12 protein-coding genes are annotated in these 15,334 nt (G+C 69.3%); 7 read left to right on the top strand and 5 right to left on the bottom strand.

Translation table 11 applies throughout. From position 1 onward, the window contains the following. Positions 1–15 precede the first annotated feature (15 nt). On the top strand, positions 16–354 hold the full coding sequence (locus FIU83_RS09685) for a tryptophan synthase subunit beta like protein (RefSeq protein WP_152483868.1): 339 nt from the start codon (positions 16–18) through the stop codon (positions 352–354). A 65-nt stretch (positions 355–419) separates the two neighbouring features. On the opposite strand, the gene FIU83_RS09680 is transcribed toward FIU83_RS09685, so the two are convergent. The 5 genes from FIU83_RS09680 to FIU83_RS09660 all read right to left on the bottom strand — a co-directional run bounded on the left by FIU83_RS09680 (position 420) and on the right by FIU83_RS09660 (position 6,522). After that, positions 420–2,336, bottom strand: a complete 1,917-nt coding sequence (locus FIU83_RS09680) for an EAL domain-containing protein (RefSeq protein WP_152483867.1) — start codon at positions 2,334–2,336, stop codon at positions 420–422. Positions 2,337–2,339: 3 nt separating this feature from the next. Beyond that, positions 2,340–3,056: a transglutaminase-like cysteine peptidase gene (locus FIU83_RS09675; RefSeq protein ID WP_152483866.1), complete on the bottom strand. Its 717-nt coding sequence runs from the start codon at positions 3,054–3,056 to the stop codon at positions 2,340–2,342. Positions 3,057–3,177: 121 nt separating this feature from the next. Continuing rightward, complete coding sequence (locus FIU83_RS09670; RefSeq protein WP_152483865.1) at positions 3,178–4,386, bottom strand: cation diffusion facilitator family transporter; 1,209 nt, start codon at positions 4,384–4,386, stop codon at positions 3,178–3,180. A 10-nt stretch (positions 4,387–4,396) separates the two neighbouring features. Next, positions 4,397–5,563: a 1-acyl-sn-glycerol-3-phosphate acyltransferase gene (locus FIU83_RS09665; protein WP_152483864.1), complete on the bottom strand. Its 1,167-nt coding sequence runs from the start codon at positions 5,561–5,563 to the stop codon at positions 4,397–4,399. Positions 5,564–5,589: 26 nt separating this feature from the next. Further along, positions 5,590–6,522 (bottom strand): recombination-associated protein RdgC, encoded by a 933-nt coding sequence (locus FIU83_RS09660; protein ID WP_152483863.1) that lies wholly within the window; start codon positions 6,520–6,522, stop codon positions 5,590–5,592. A 177-nt stretch (positions 6,523–6,699) separates the two neighbouring features. On the opposite strand from FIU83_RS09660, the gene FIU83_RS09655 reads away from it, so the two are divergent. The 6 genes from FIU83_RS09655 to cmk all read left to right on the top strand — a co-directional run bounded on the left by FIU83_RS09655 (position 6,700) and on the right by cmk (position 15,183). Next, entirely contained in the window at positions 6,700–7,119 is a 420-nt protein-coding gene (locus tag FIU83_RS09655) for a thioesterase family protein (RefSeq protein WP_152483862.1), read from the top strand. Between the two features lie 106 nt (positions 7,120–7,225). Next, positions 7,226–9,949: a DNA gyrase subunit A gene (gene gyrA / locus FIU83_RS09650; protein ID WP_152483861.1), complete on the top strand. Its 2,724-nt coding sequence runs from the start codon at positions 7,226–7,228 to the stop codon at positions 9,947–9,949. A 15-nt stretch (positions 9,950–9,964) separates the two neighbouring features. Then, entirely contained in the window at positions 9,965–11,068 is a 1,104-nt protein-coding gene (gene serC / locus FIU83_RS09645) for a 3-phosphoserine/phosphohydroxythreonine transaminase (protein ID WP_152483860.1), read from the top strand. A 4-nt stretch (positions 11,069–11,072) separates the two neighbouring features. Continuing rightward, positions 11,073–12,164 (top strand): prephenate dehydratase, encoded by a 1,092-nt coding sequence (gene pheA, locus FIU83_RS09640; protein ID WP_152483859.1) that lies wholly within the window; start codon positions 11,073–11,075, stop codon positions 12,162–12,164. A gap of 2 nt (positions 12,165–12,166) precedes the next feature. Continuing rightward, positions 12,167–14,500 carry a bifunctional prephenate dehydrogenase/3-phosphoshikimate 1-carboxyvinyltransferase gene (locus FIU83_RS09635; protein ID WP_152483858.1) on the top strand — a complete coding sequence of 778 codons (2,334 nt, stop codon included), beginning with the start codon at positions 12,167–12,169 and terminating at the stop codon, positions 14,498–14,500. Continuing rightward, positions 14,497–15,183, top strand: coding sequence for a (d)CMP kinase (cmk, locus tag FIU83_RS09630; RefSeq protein WP_152483857.1), 687 nt, complete (start codon positions 14,497–14,499; stop codon positions 15,181–15,183). Before FIU83_RS09635 ends, cmk begins: the two co-directional genes overlap by 4 nt. The last annotated feature ends 151 nt before the right edge of the window (positions 15,184–15,334 follow it).

The following is a 15,334-nucleotide window of genomic DNA, read 5'->3' as shown; positions in this document are numbered from 1 at the left end:
TTCAAGGAGCCACTCATGTACATCAAGCGCGACAGTGACGAGCGCATCGAGCTGGTCAGCCGGGAGGAGACGCCGGCGTGCCGAGAGTACCTGGCGGCGGATTCGCCGGAGCTACTGGCTTTCCTGATGGAGGGTAAGATCGGCAAGGGAGCGGCGTATTTTCAGGCGTCGGATCTCGCCTTCGTGCGGGTGCTGGAGGACGTGATCGAGCTGCTGATGGACAAGGGGGTGATCAGCTTCACCGATCTGCCGGAGCCCGCCCAGGAGAAGGTGATGGAGCGCCAGACCCTGCGGCGGCGGCTCAACGGCCTGCAGCTGGTGACCGGCAGCGATGAAGAGGATGGCGTGATCTAGCCGGGTGCGTCATGCTCGAAGGCCGATGAGCCGGCGTCCGCGAGGACGCCGGCTTTTCTTGATGCTCAGTCCACCGGTTTGTCGTGCTGGCGGATGCCGGGCCCGGTGGCGCCATCCAGGCCCAGCTCGAAGAGCGTGCGGGCCTCGCCCCGGTGCTCGACGCCCTCGCCGATGGCCAGGATGCCCAGCGAATGGCAGAGCGTGGCCATGCCGCGCAGGATGGTCTGCTGTTCGGCGACCTGGTCGACGTTCCTGACCAGGGTGCGATCGAGCTTGAGGTAGGCGAGTCCCAGGTCCTGCAGGTCAGCGATGCGGGTGAAGGAGGCGCCCACGTGTTCCAGGCCGACCCGGCAGCCCAGCGGCTGCAGAGCCTGGCACAGGCTGCGAAAGCTCTTCAGGTCGTGGATGGCCATGGCTTCGGGTAGCTCGAGCCACAGGCGCTCGGCGACGTCGGGGCGCGCCTTGAGTCGGGCCTGCAGCTCCACGATGAAGTGAGCGTCCTGGATCGAGGCCGACGAGAGGTTGATGCCCACGGGCTTGCCGCGCTGAGTGATGTCGCGGAAAGCCTCGTCGATGACCGCCAGGTCGAGCTGGCTATCGAGCCCCAGCCGCGAGACCCACGGCATGAAGATCCCGGCGGGTTGCCATTCGGCTGCCAGGCGCAAGCGTGAGGGGCACTCGAAGTGCAGCAGCTCGCCCGCGGCGTCCAGTACCGGGTAGTGGGCCAGGTAGACGCCCTTTGCCATGGCGGTCTGCAGGGCGCGGCGCCACTCATCGTGATTAGCGAAGAGGCTGTGGCGTTGCGGGCCCTCGGCGATCAACAGCCGCTCATCGCTTCGCGCCTCGGCCGCCGCCAGGGTGCCGTCGAGGCTCGCCAGCAGCCTGCCGGAGTGGTCGCCCTGGGCGTAGTCGATCAGCGCGCCAGGCAGTGACATGGCGGTGCGGTCGTGTTCGCGCATCGCGGCGAGCCGCCGGCCTAGATCGTGGCGCAGCCGTGCCAGATCAATCTTGCCGGGAAGCAGCAGCATGAAGTCGCGGCCGTTGAGCCGGCCCACGATTCCGCCACCGTAGGCCTGGCCGAACTGTTGCAGACCGTGGGCCACTTTGTGGAGGAGGACGTCGGTCTCGGCGCGCCCCAGCCGTTTGTTGATCTCGGTGAGGTGGGCCAGGCGCACGAGTGCCAGGGCGCCGCTGGCTCGCGCGTCCTGGCTGTCCAGGTGGCTCTGCAGCTGCGCGAGAAAGGCCTCGCGATTCAGCACGCCGGTCACGGGATCGTGCTGCAGCTGCTGTCGCAGCCGGTCGAGTTTCTGGCTCTCCGCGCTGAGCATGTGGCGCACCGCGTCGGAGAGGTGGTTCATGGCCTCCACCACCTCCCGCAGCTCACGGGTGCGTGGGGCGGGGATCGTCGTGAAGCGACGTTCGCCGATCTGTCGGGCCTGGTCGACCACGGCGCCGAGCGGACGACGGATCTGGCGCACGATCCACCAGGCCAGCAGCAGGCTGATCGCCGCGGCGAGCGCGAACCAGCCCATGAGGCTCAGGGTGCTGGCCCACAGCGAGCGATAGGCGAAGCTGTGCTGACTCTCCAGCACCAGGGTGCCGAGCTGTCGCCAGCCATCCTGGACCACGGCGCGGCCGGGCGGGACCTCGATCCGCACCAGGTCCACGAACCAGGCCGGCACGTCGTCGATGGCGTCCGTGCCGAGACGCCGCTCGATGATCTCGCCCTCTGGAGAGCGCAGCTCCACCCGCCGGTAGTGCCCGGTGTCGAACTGGGCCGAGATCAGCAGCTCCAGGGTCACCGGATCCTTGGGCATCTGGCTCATCGTCAAGGCCAGGGCATGGGCGTTGTCGGCGTTCTTGATCAGCACTTCCTGCTCGATGTAGGCCCGGCTGGCGGAGACCCCGATGAACAGGCTGCCCCCGAAGGCGAGCAGCAGCAGTACCACGACGATCAGCCATAGCTGCTTGATGAGTGACATGTCCTACTCCCCTTGTATGAATCCCTGCTGCTGCATGCGATCGATCACGCGCCGCCAGCGCGACAGCCGGGCGACCGGGTCGGCGCGGGACTGCGACGAGCCGGCGGCCCACAGGCCGCGGCCGTTGAAGCTGAACAGCGGATCCAGGTCGGTGCGCCGGGAGCCGCGGGTGATCGACGGCACCAGATTGTCCAGCACCAGCGGGTCTGCCGTGGGCGTCGCGTAGTAGCCCAGCACCATGTGCGCCTGGGTAAGGCTGCTGCGGCCGATGCGCGCGCGCACGTAAACCAGGCGAAGCTCGTCTTCCGGGACGCCGAGCTCCTTGAGGGTGACGTACTTGGCGATGGTGAAGTCTTCGCAGTCGCCCTCGCCGCGTCCCAGGGTCTCCAGCGGCGTGGCCCAATAGTCCTCCTGGCGCCAGATGTCGATGTCCTCGAGCCAGCGCACGCGCCGGTTGAAGAAGTCGTTGACCTCGCGCAGCCGGGTCTCGAGATCGGCCGGGCGAAGCCGCTCGAGCAGCTCGAACCACGCCTCGAGGGCCGCGACGCCGGGCGCCCCGTACTGCGCCTGCATGGTCTGGCGCAGGCGCCGGGGCGAGAGGCTGGCCACGACCGGCGTTGGGCCGAGTCCCAGGCCCGTCAGCAGCCACAGGCCGCCGAGCCCCGCCAGCAAACGGCGACGCCCGGGCGAGGCGAGTGTCCGGTGTGACGGGGGAGACATGGCGTCAGCCTGAATGAGGACTTGCTCAAGTTTAGGGGGAGCAGGCGGCTAATGCGAGCGAGGGCAGCATGTCGAGAGGGAACCGTGAGGCGTGCGTCTTACCCGTTGTGTGACGGTCGACTTAGGCCTGGCCGGGGCCGAGCCAGATCCTCAGGCGGCCGATCCAGTCGAGCCGGCGGGCCGCCGTGCGCAGCTCGTCCGCGGCCGCTTCGAGGTCCTGGCCCGGCGGCAGGGCGTCGACGTAGAGGGAGACGTCGACGCGGTCGTCCAGGTAGTGGAGGCCCAGGTCGACGCGGGCGTGCCAGATCGGCAGGTCGCGCCAGGCCCGATCCAGCAGGTCCTCGACGTCGGCGCGCAGGGGTGGGCCGGGGCGCAGGCTGTGTTCCGTCTCGCCCGAGTCGTCCTCGGGATCGATATGGAAGGTCACGTCGTGCAGGTTGGGAAAGGCCTCGCGCAGTCGGCGGCTGGCCTCGTTGCCGATCTCGTGGGCCTCGGACACCGTGACCCGCGGGGGCACCACGATATGCAGGTCGAGGAGGATATCGCTGCCGAGCTTGCGGGCGCGCAGGTCGTGTACGCTGCGCACTCCGGCGACCGCCTCGGCGGCGCGCTGCATGGCGTCGCGCTGCTCGGCCGGCAGGGCGGTGTCGATCAGCTCGCGGCTGGACTCCCACAGCAGCCGCCCCCCGACGCGGCCGACCATGATGCCCACCACGATGGCGGCGAGGGCGTCCATCCAGCCCACGCCGACCTGGGCCGCCACCAGGCCGATCATCACCACCACGGTGGAGAGCGCGTCGGAGCGGGAGTGCCAGGCGTTGGCCTCGAGCAGCCGCGAATTGACGCGCCGCGCCACGCGCATGGTGTAGCGGAAGATCCACTCCTTGGCGAGCAGGGCAATCCCGGCGATGCCGATGGCCCAGGCGCCCGGCGCGGGGATGGGCTCGCCCTCGAGGAGGCGGCCGATGCTCGCCCAGGCGATGCCGCCGGCGACGAAGATCAGCACGCTGCCGAGCCACAGCGTGGCCAGGGTCTCGATGCGGCCGTGGCCGTACGGGTGGTCGCTGTCGGGCTCCTGGCGGCCGAAGTGGGTGGCGGCGACCACGAAGAGGTCGGTCAGGATGTCCGAGAAGGAGTGGATGGCGTCGGCCACCAGCGCCGCCGAGCCCACCAGGAAGCCGGCGATCAGCTTGGCCACGCCGACGGCGAAGTCGATCACCGCACCGATCAGCGTGACCCGGTGGGCCTCGCGGGTCTGGGCGGCGCGGGTCGCCGGGTCGCCGCGGCCGCTGTTCGGCGGCGCCTGGGTGCTCGACGGCCCCTTCTTCATGCCGTGCGCCTCACGGGCAGCGCCCGGCCTTGTTGAGCACCGGGTTGGCGTACTGGGTCAGCCACCAGTGGCGCAGCGCCTCGGGGACGGTCTGCAGGCGCGCCTGGAAGCGCGCGCGGTCGGCGTCGCTGAACTCGTGCTTCGCCAGCAGTTCGGGCGCCTCGCCCAGCGCCTCGAGGGCCAGGTAGTGGCTGGGAAAGAGGCGATAGCCGTCCAGCACCTGGCGGTCGATCTCGGCGGCCACCTCCTCGGGGCCGGCGAGGTCGGCCGAGAGCGGCGTGCCGAAGGTGAGCTGCACGCGTCCCTTGTGGCCGGTGATGCCGGCGACGATGGAGCTGATGTCCTCGAACTCGGACTTCTCGTAGTTGCCGCTGTCCTCCAGGGCCAGGAGCTCCCGGGCCTTCTGCAGGTCGCAGGGATCGTACTCGTAGCTGATCGACACCGGCACCAGGCGCAGCTCGGCGACGGCCTCGCCGATGCCGGCCTGGCGGTCCTCGCCGCGCCTCGCCATGGTCAGCATCTTGATGATCGCCGGGTCGGTGCGGTCGATGCCGTCCTTGGCGCGCCCCTCGCGCTGGGCCATCCAGATCGAGTGGTTGTCCGCAAGGATGGAGTGGCGGATGTAGGCGGAGAGCTGCTGGTAGGCGGCCAGCATGGCGCGCTTGCCCCGGGCGCTGCGCGGCACGATGAAGCTCTTGTTGAGCCGCATCAGGTCGTTGACGTAGGGCTTCTTGAGCAGGTTGTCGCCGATGGCGATGCGCACGGTGTCGCGGCCGGCCAGGTAGAGGGCGTAGTTGACGAAGGCCGGGTCCATCGAGATGTCGCGATGGTTGCCGATGAACAGGTACCCGGTGTTCGGGTCCAGCCGCTCGAGGCCCTCCACCCGAAAGTCGTCGGTGGAGTTTCTGAGCATGCGCTGCATGTAGCTGGCGATGCGCATCTGGAAGTCGTGCACGCTGGCCACGCCGCGGGTCTCGCGGCGAATGGCGAAGCTCGCCAGGGTTCGCGAGAGCCGCGGCATGACGCGGGCCAGGCGGGGCAGCCGGTACTGGGTCAGGGCGTCCAGCAGTTCGCCGTCGTGGACGAGGCGCTCGAGCACCTCGGCCACCTCGACGTCCTGGTAGGGGCGAATCTCGGCCCAGGGATCGGCGGCGGGAGTGTCTTGTGTCTCGGTCATGGGGTCCAGGCTGTGGTCGTGGGCGATCAGGCGCTCGGGGCGTCGCCGGCGCTGCCGGCCTCGCCACCCAGCCACTCGATCAGGCGCTCGATATTCTCGGCCAGCGCCTGTGTCATCAGGATGAAGTCGGTCTCCAGGCGCACCACGGCATCGTCGCCGTCGTCAGCCTGGGAGGCCTCGTCGATCAGGGCGTCGTCGAAGCGCAGCGACTTGATCGCCAGGTCGTCATGCAGCACGAAGCTTAGCCGGCCCTCGATCGTGAGGGCCAGCTTGCTGGCCTGGCGGCCGCTCTCGAGCAGCTGCTGGATCTCGTCGCTGTCCAGGTCGACCTGGCGGGCGCGCAGCACGCCGTCGTCGCCCTTGGCCTTCAGCTCCACCTGGTCGCCGAGCACGAGGTCGGCGGGGCGCGAGCCGGGGTCGCCGAGCCAGGTGGTCATGGCGCGCATGGGCAGCGTCTGGCTGGCCAGCGGGGTCACCTTGAGGCTGCCCAGGGTCTCGCGCAGCAGGTCGAGGAGCTCCTCGGCGCGGGTCCGCGAGCTTGAGTTGATGGCGATCAGCGAGCGGCGGCTGTCCCACCACAGGTCGACCTTCTGGCTGCGCACGAAGGCACGGGGCAGCAGGTCCTCGTAGACCTGCTCCTTGATGGCGAGCTTCTCCTGGCGGCGCAGCTTGCGCCCCTCGCTGGCCTCGATCGCCTCGCTGCGCTCCTCGACCTCCTCGCGGACCACCGAGGCCGGCAGGATGCGTTCCTGGCGCAGTGCGGTCATCAGTCGCTGGCCCTGCAGCTCATGGAGCAGCTGCGTCCCGGCGCGCCCGGCCGGCGCGCACCAGCCGAGGCGGCGGGCCTCGCTACCGCCCAGCGGACGGAAGGCCTGCTCGTCGAGGGCGGTTTCCAGGCTGGCGGCGTCCAGCTCGGGGGCGTCATGCAGGCGGTAGAGATGCAAGTGCTTGAACCACATGGAGCATTTCCCGGGAGAAAAAGGGGGCATATTATGGCCAAAGGGCGCCGCGGGTGCCAGCGCCCGGCGGTATCCCTCGCGCCTCGTGTTCAAACGACGGTTTGAGTGTCGGCGGCCCGGCCGGCTAGGATCATCCTCCTGTCTGCCGTTTCACGATCGATCCCAGGAGCCGCTTGCATGGATTCCCGCCTTTCCCGTACCACCCTGCGCGTCAGGGGCTATCACCTGGATGGCTACGGCCACGTCAACAATGCCCGCTACCTGGAGTTCCTGGAGGAGGGGCGCTGGGCCTACTTCGACGAGCGCCCCCGCCTGGCGGCCTTCCTGGGTCGAGGCGACCTGGCCTTCGTCGCGGTCAACCTCAACATCGACTACCGGCGCGCCGCCGTGGCCGGCGACGACCTCGCGGTGGTGACCCGGCTCGCCGAGATCGGCTCGCGCCGCGCCCGCATCCATCAGGAGATCCATCGGGTGGCCGACGACGCGCTGGTGGCCCGCGCCGACATCACCTTCGTGCTGCTCGAGGTGGCGAGCGGCCGGGCGGTGACGATCGAGGGCGAGATCCGCGAGGCCATGGCGGCACTGGTGCTCGCCTAGCTCCCTTATCAGTGTCCGGGATGGTATGATGTAAGGCTGTTATTGCGCGCCATGTCACGGCCACGTGACGCGCCAACCTGTTGCAGTGCAAAGGATTCGACGACCCATGGGTGACATCGCCAGAGAGATTCTGCCAGTCAATATCGAGGACGAGCTCAAGCAGTCGTACCTCGATTACGCGATGAGCGTGATCATCGGCCGTGCGCTGCCCGACGTGCGCGATGGCTTGAAGCCGGTGCATCGGCGCGTGCTGTTCGCCATGCACGAGCTCGGCAACGACTGGAACAAGCCGTACAAGAAGTCCGCCCGCGTGGTGGGCGATGTCATCGGTAAGTACCACCCCCACGGGGACAGTGCCGTCTACGACACCATCGTGCGCATGGCCCAGGACTTCTCGATGCGCCACGTGCTGGTCGATGGCCAGGGCAACTTCGGCTCCATCGACGGCGACAGCGCCGCCGCCATGCGTTACACCGAGGTGCGCATGGCCAGGCTCTCCCACGAGCTCTTGGCCGATCTCGAGAAGGACACCGTCGACTGGGTCGACAACTACGATGGCACCGAGCGCATTCCCGACGTCCTGCCGACCAAGGTGCCCAACCTGCTGATCAACGGCTCGTCGGGCATCGCCGTGGGGATGGCGACCAACATCCCGCCCCACAACATGGGGGAGGTGATCAACGCCTGCCTGGCGCTGATCGACGACTACACCCTCTCCGTCGATGACCTGATCGAGCACATCCCCGGCCCGGACTTCCCCACCGGGGGCATCATCAACGGTCGCGCCGGCATCCTCGATGCCTACCGCTCCGGTCGCGGGCGCATCTATGTGCGGGCCTGCCACACCATCGAGCACGACGACAAGACCGGTCGCGACCACATCATCGTCAGCGAGCTGCCCTACCAGGTGAACAAGGCGCGGCTGATCGAGAAGATCGCCGAGCTGGTGAAGGAGAAGCGCATCGAGGGCATCGCCGAGCTGCGCGACGAGTCCGACAAGGACGGCCTGCGGGTGGTGATCGAGGTCAAGCGCGGCGAGTCCGGCGAGGTGGTGGTCAACAACCTCTTCGCCCAGACCCAGCTGCAGACCGTCTTCGGCATCAACATGGTCGCCATCGAGGACGGCCAGCCGAAGATCATGAACCTCAAGGAGATCCTCGAGGCCTTCATCCGCCACCGTCGCGAGGTGGTCACCCGCCGCACCCTCTTCGAGCTGAAGAAGGCCCGCGAGCGCGGCCACATCCTCGAGGGTCTGGCGGTCGCCATCTCCAACATCGACGAGGTGATCGAGCTGATCAAGGCCTCGCCGAGCGCCGCCGAGGCCAAGGAGAAGCTGCTGGCGAAGTCCTGGCAGCCGGGGCAGGTCACCGCCATGCTCGAGCGGGCCGGGGCCACCTCCTGCCGACCCGAGGACCTGGAGGAGGGCTTCGGCCTCAGCCAGACCGGCACCGACTACCGCCTCTCGCCGGCCCAGGCCCAGGCGATCCTCGAGCTGCGCCTGCACCGCCTGACCGGCCTCGAGACCGAGAAGCTCCTCGACGAGTACCTCTCGATCCTCGAGAAGATCGCCGAGCTCACCGCCATCCTGGCCTCCGCCGACCGCCTGCTCGAGGTGATCCGCGAGGAGCTCGTCGCGGTGCGCGACCAGTTCGGCGATCCGCGCAAGACCGAGATCCAGGCCAGCCACCTCGACCTGCGCCTCGAGGACCTGATCGCCGAGGAGGACATGGTGGTCACCGTGTCCCGCACGGGCTACGCCAAGACCCAGCCGCTCTCCGACTACCAGGCCCAGCGCCGCGGCGGGCGCGGCAAGTCGGCCACGGCCATGAAGGACGAGGACGTCATCGAGCACCTGCTGGTGGCCTCCACCCACGACACCGTGCTGCTCTTCTCCAACCGCGGCAAGGTCTACTGGCTCAAGGTCTACGAGATGCCGGTGGCCAGCCGCGGCTCCCGCGGCAAGCCGCTGGTCAACCTGCTTCCGCTGGACGAGGGCGAGGCGATCAACGCCATCCTGCCGGTGCGCGACTACGACCCGCAGAGCTACATCTTCTTCGCCACCGCCAAGGGCACGGTCAAGCGCACCAGCCTCGAGCAGTTCTCGCGGCCGCGCAGCGTGGGCCTGATCGCCATCGACCTCGACGAGGACGACCGCCTGGTGGGCGCCGCCATCACCTCGGGGAGCGATCACGTGATGCTGCTCTCCTCCAACGGCAAGGCGATCCGCTTCGACGAGGCCAACGTCCGCGCCATGGGGCGCACGGCCCGGGGCGTGCGCGGCATGAAGCTGCTGGACGATGCCGAGGTGATCAGCCTGATCATCCCGCAGAGCCAGCAGATCGATGCCGAGGCCGGCTCGGAGAGTGAGGCCGAGACCGAGGGCGAGGAGGGCGCCACCGTCGAGGCCGGCAACGGCGGCCAGATCACCATCCTCACCGCCAGCGAGAACGGCTACGGCAAGCGCACCCGCCTCGAGGAGTTCCCGCTGCGCGGTCGCGGCGGCCAGGGCGTGATCGCCATGCAGACCAGCGAGCGCAACGGCGCCCTGGTGGCGGCCATGCAGGTCTACGCCGCGGACGAGATGATGCTGATCACCGATCGCGGCACCCTGGTGCGCACCCGCGTCGAGGAGGTCTCCACCACCTCGCGCAACACCCAGGGCGTGATGCTGATCCGCCTGGGCAACGACGAGAAGCTGGTCAAGACCGTGCGCGTCGACGAGCCCGAGGAGGCGCCGGAGCCGGAAGCCGGCGAAGGCGCTGCCGCAGGCGGCGAGGGCGCGCCCGAAAGCGACGAGCAAGAGACCGGCGGCGAGGCCGGCGAGGAATAAGGACACCCAACGCTGATGACACGTCACTACAACTTCTGCGCCGGCCCGGCGGCCCTGCCGACGGCCGTACTGGAGCGCGCCCGCGACGAGATGCTGGACTACCAGGGGCGCGGCCTCTCGGTGATGGAGATGAGCCACCGCTCCCCGGAGTACGTGGCCATCGCCGAGCGGGCCGAGGCCGACCTGCGCGAGCTGCTGGCCATCCCGGACAACTACCGGGTGCTCTTCACCCAGGGGGGCGCGAGCCTGCAGTTCTCCGCGGTGCCCTATAACCTGCTGGGGCAGGGTGGCCGCCCCAACTTCCTGCACACCGGGATCTGGGGCAAGAAGGCGATCGCCGAGGCGCGCCACCTGGTCGGCGACGTGCATGTCGCCGCCAGCAGCGAGGGCAACGGCCATAGCGCGGTGCCGCGCCAGGAGGAGATCGTGCTCTCCGACGACGCCGCCTACCTGCACTACACCGCCAACGAGACCATCGGCGGGCTCGAGTTCGACTACATCCCCGAGGCACGTCGCCCCGACGGCACCGAGGTGCCGCTGGTCTGCGACATGTCCTCGAGCATCCTCTCGGGGCCCCTCGACGTCTCGCGGTTCGGCGTGATCTACGCCGGCGCCCAGAAGAACATCGGCCCGGCGGGACTCGTCGTGGTGATCGTGCGCGACGACCTCCTCGACCGCGCCCGCCCCGACATGCCCTCGCTGCTCGGCTACCGGGCGCTGGCCGAGGGCGGCTCCATGGTCAACACCCCGGCGACCTACAGCTGGTACCTGGCCGGCCTGGTCTTCGACTGGCTGAAGAACGACATCGGCGGCCTGGCCGCCATGGACGCCCTCAATGCGCGCAAGGCCGCCAAGCTCTACGCGGCGATCGACGAGAGCGCGCTCTTCGCCAATCCGATCACGCTTCGCAACCGCTCGCGGATGAACGTGCCCTTCGTGCTGGCCGACGCGAGCCTCGACGCCGTCTTCCTGGCCGAGGCCGAGGCGGCGGGCCTTCTGAACCTCAAGGGGCATCGCAGCGTCGGCGGCATGCGGGCGAGCCTCTACAACGCCGTGCCCGAGGCCGCCGTCGACGCGCTGATTGCCTTCATGGCCGATTTCGAGACACGCAGGGGATAACTCCATGACCGAGCCTACCGTGAGCCTCGAGGCGCTGCGCCAGCGCATCGATGCCCTCGACAACGATATCCTGCGCCTGATCAGCGAGCGCGCCGCCTGTGCCCAGGAGGTCGCCGAGATCAAGGCCGAGCACGAGCCCGGCGGGGTCTTCTACCGTCCCGAGCGCGAGGCCCAGGTGCTGCGTCGCGTCATGGAGCTCAACCGCGGCCCGCTGGACAGCGAGGAGATGGCGCGGCTTTTCCGCGAGATCATGTCGGCGTGCCTCGCCCTCGAGCGGCCGGTCAAGGTCGCCTACCTGGGGCCGGAGGGCACCTTCACCCAGCAGGCTTCCCTCAAGCACTTCGGCGAGAGCGCCATCAGCCTGCCGATGGCCGCCATCGACGAGGTGTTCCGCGAGGTGGAGGCCGGCGCCGTCAACTATGGCGTGGTGCCCGTGGAGAACTCCACCGAGGGGGTGATCAACCACACCCTCGACTCCTTCATGGACTCCAGCCTGCGCATCTGTGGCGAGGTGGTGCTGCGCATCCACCACCACCTGCTGGTGGGCGAGACCACCCGCCGGGACAAGGTGTCGCGGATCTACTCCCATCCGCAGTCGTTCGCCCAGTGCCGCAAGTGGCTCGACGCCCACTTCCCCCATGCCGAGCGGGTGCCGGTCTCCTCCAACGCCGAGGCGGCGCGCCTGGTCAAGACCGAGTGGCACAGCGCGGCCATCGCCGGCGACATGGCGGCCAAGCTCTACGGCCTCTCGAAGCTGGCCGAGAAGATCGAGGATCGCCCGGACAACTCCACGCGCTTCTTGATCATCGGCAACCAGGACGTGCCGATCTCCGGTGAGGACAAGACCTCGCTGGTGGTGGCGATGCGCAACCAGCCCGGCGCGCTGCACGACCTGCTTGAGCCCTTCCACCGCCACCACATCGACATGACGCGTCTCGAGACGCGCCCGTCACGCAGCGGCGTGTGGAACTACGTCTTCTTCATCGACTTCAAGGGGCACCGCGAGGAGCCCCAGGTCGCGGCCATGCTCGAGGAGGTCAAGCTGCGGGCCGCCGAAGTGAAGGTGCTGGGCTCCTACCCGGCCGGCGTGCTCTAGGCATGGCCCAGGAGGTGCGCGAAGCGCGGATCCTGATCGTCGGGCTCGGCCTGATCGGCGGCTCGCTGGCCGCCGCCCTGCGCGCCGCCGGCTACGGGGCGGCGGAAGAGGGCGCCGCCGGCTGCGGTCGTCGCGATAGCGCCGATGCCGGCGGGGGCGGGCCGGTGAAGAGCACCGAGCTCCTCGCCTGCGACCCCGATGCCGGCGAGATCGCCCGCGGCGTCGAGATGGGGCTGATCGATCGCGGCGAGACCCGCCTCGAGGCGCTCATCGACGGGGTGTCGCTGGTGGTGCTGGCGGTGCCGGTGATGGCCATGGGCGGCGTGATGCGCGAGCTCGCCGGCTGCCTGGGGCGGGCCGCGCCCGATGTCGTCGTCACCGACGTGGGCAGCGCCAAGGCGGCGATCCGCCGCTCGGCCATCGAGGCCTTCGGCCGGATGCCGACCAACCTGGTGCTCGGCCATCCCATCGCCGGCTCCGAGAAGAGCGGCGTGGCCGCCGCCGATGCCGGCCTCTATGCGCGCCACAAGGTGATCCTGACCCCCGAGCCCGATACCGACCCGGTCGCTACGGCCCGGGTGCGGCGGCTCTGGGCGTGCTGCCAGGCCGAGGTGCTGGAGATGGCGGTGGAGCGCCACGACCAGGTACTGGCCCGCACCAGCCACCTGCCGCACCTGCTGGCCTTCTCGCTGGTCGACACCCTGGCCCGCCAGGACGAGCGGCTGGAGATCTTCCGCTATGCCGCCGGCGGCTTTCGCGACTTCACCCGCATCGCCGGCAGTGATCCGGTGATGTGGCGGGATATCTTCATCGCCAACCGCGACGCGGTGCTCGCCTCCCTGGACGACTTCGAGGCCGGCGTGCGTCGCCTGCGTGACGCCGTGGAGCGTGGCGACGGCGACGCCATGCTGGCGACCTTCGATCGCGCCAGCCACGCCCGGCACTATTTCGAATCCCTGCTCAACCAGACCAGTTATCAGGCGGAGTATCAGATGCAACAACACGGCAAGCTGCGCTTCCGGGCGAGTCCCGGTGGCTCGGTCGCCGGGCGGATCCGCGTGCCCGGCGACAAGTCGATCTCCCACCGCGCCATCATGCTCGGGGCCCTGGCCGAGGGCGTCACCGAGGTCAAGGGCTTCCTCGAGGGCGAGGACAGCCTGGCCACCCTGCAGGCCTTCCGCGAGATGGGGGTGGCCATCGAGGGCCCCCATCAGGGGCGGGTGACCGTGCACGGCGTCGGCATGCACGGCCTCAAGGCGCCGTCGGGGCCCCTCTACGTCGGCAACGCCGGCACCGCCATGCGCCTGTTCGCGGGGCTGCTCTCCGGCCAGGCCTTCGATACCGAGCTGACCGGCGACGCCTCGCTGACCAAGCGTCCCATGGGGCGGGTCGCGGATCCGCTGCGCCTGATGGGGGCCAGCATCGACACCGCCGAGGGCGGCCGTCCACCGCTGCACATTCACGGCGGCGCGCCCCTCACCGGCATCACCTACGACATGCCCATGGCCAGCGCCCAGGTGAAATCCTGCCTGCTGCTCGCCGGCCTCTACGCCGAGGGTGAGACCCGGGTGCGCGAGCCGGCGCCCACCCGCGACCATACCGAGCGGATGCTGGCCGGCTTCGGCTATGAGGTGCACCGCGAGGGCGATACCTGCTGGCTCCAGGGCGGGGGGAAGCTCGCCGCCGCGCCCATCGACGTGCCCTCGGACATCTCCTCGGCGACCTTCTTCCTGGTCGCGGCGGCGATCACCCCGGGCGCCGATCTGGTGCTCGAGCATGTCGGCATCAACCCGACCCGTATCGGGGTGATCAACATCCTGCGGCAGATGGGCGCCGACCTGCGCCTCACGAACGAGCACGAGGTGGGCGGCGAGCCGGTCGCCGACCTGCACATTCGCTACGCGCCGCTCAAGGGCATCGACATTCCCCTGGATCAGGTGCCGCTCGCCATCGACGAGTTCCCGGCACTGTTCATCGCCGCCGCCAATGCCGCGGGCACGACCCGGCTGCGCGGCGCCGAGGAATTGCGTGTCAAGGAGTCCGATCGCCTGAAGGCCATGGCCGACGGCCTGGCGATCATCGGCGTCGAGCACACCCTGCTCGAGGACGGCATCGACATCGTCGGCGGCGGCCGCGAGGAGGGCGCCAACTACGGCGGCGGGCGCATCGACAGCCTCGGCGATCATCGCATCGCCATGTCGTTCGCCATCGCGGCCCTGCGTGCCGGCGAGCCGATCGAGATCGACGACTGCGCCAATGTCGCGACCTCCTTCCCCGGCTTCATCGACCTGGCGCGGCGTGTCGGCCTGGCCCTCGAGGAGCAGGAGGTGTCATGAGTCGCGCACCGGTACTCACCATCGATGGCCCCGGCGGGGCCGGCAAGGGCACCATCAGTCGCCTGGTCGCCGACCGGCTGGGCTGGCACCTGCTCGACAGCGGCGCGCTCTATCGTCTGACCGCCCTGGCCGCGGTCAAGCACGAGGTCCCGCTGGACGACGAGGCGCGCCTCGCCGAGGTCGCCCGCCACCTCGACGTGGTGTTCGTCGCCGAACCCGAGACGACCCGGGTGCTGCTGGAGGGCGAGGAGGCCACCACGACCATCCGCACCGAGCAGGTGGGCGATGCGGCCTCCCGGGTCGCGGCCCTGCCGGCGGTCCGCCAGGCCCTGCTGCAGCGCCAGCACGACTTTCGCCAGTCTCCCGGGCTGGTCGCCGACGGGCGCGACATGGGCACCGTGGTGTTCACCGAGGCGCCCCTCAAGATCTTCCTCACGGCGAGCGCCGAGGAGCGCGCCCACCGCCGCCAGCGTCAGTTGCAGGAGGCGGGGGTCGATGCTAGTCTATCGAGTCTTCTAAAGGAGATTCAGGCGCGCGATGCACGCGACATGCACCGCAGCGTGGCCCCGCTCAAGCCGGCCGATGATGCCATCACGCTTGACACCACGCGCCTGACGATACCGGAAGTGGTGGATCGGCTGACGGAACTGCTGACCGAGCGTGGTCTGGCATCCGCCACCTGAAACTCCCTTGCGGCATCCCCGGGACGATGTGATGACGTGGTCCGGCACTCTTGGTTTGATGAAAGCAGTGCCGTAAGCCGGGCCAGGTCGAACCAGCGCCAACATCCCCGGGGGTTTGGTAAATAAGGCCCGCACTCGCTGGTGGTGCGGA

This window comes from Halomonas sp. THAF5a, from assembly GCF_009363755.1.
GTDB lineage: Bacteria > Pseudomonadota > Gammaproteobacteria > Pseudomonadales > Halomonadaceae > Halomonas.
Note: the sequence above shows the minus strand (reverse complement) of the source record. Positions and strands in the feature narration are given on the sequence as shown.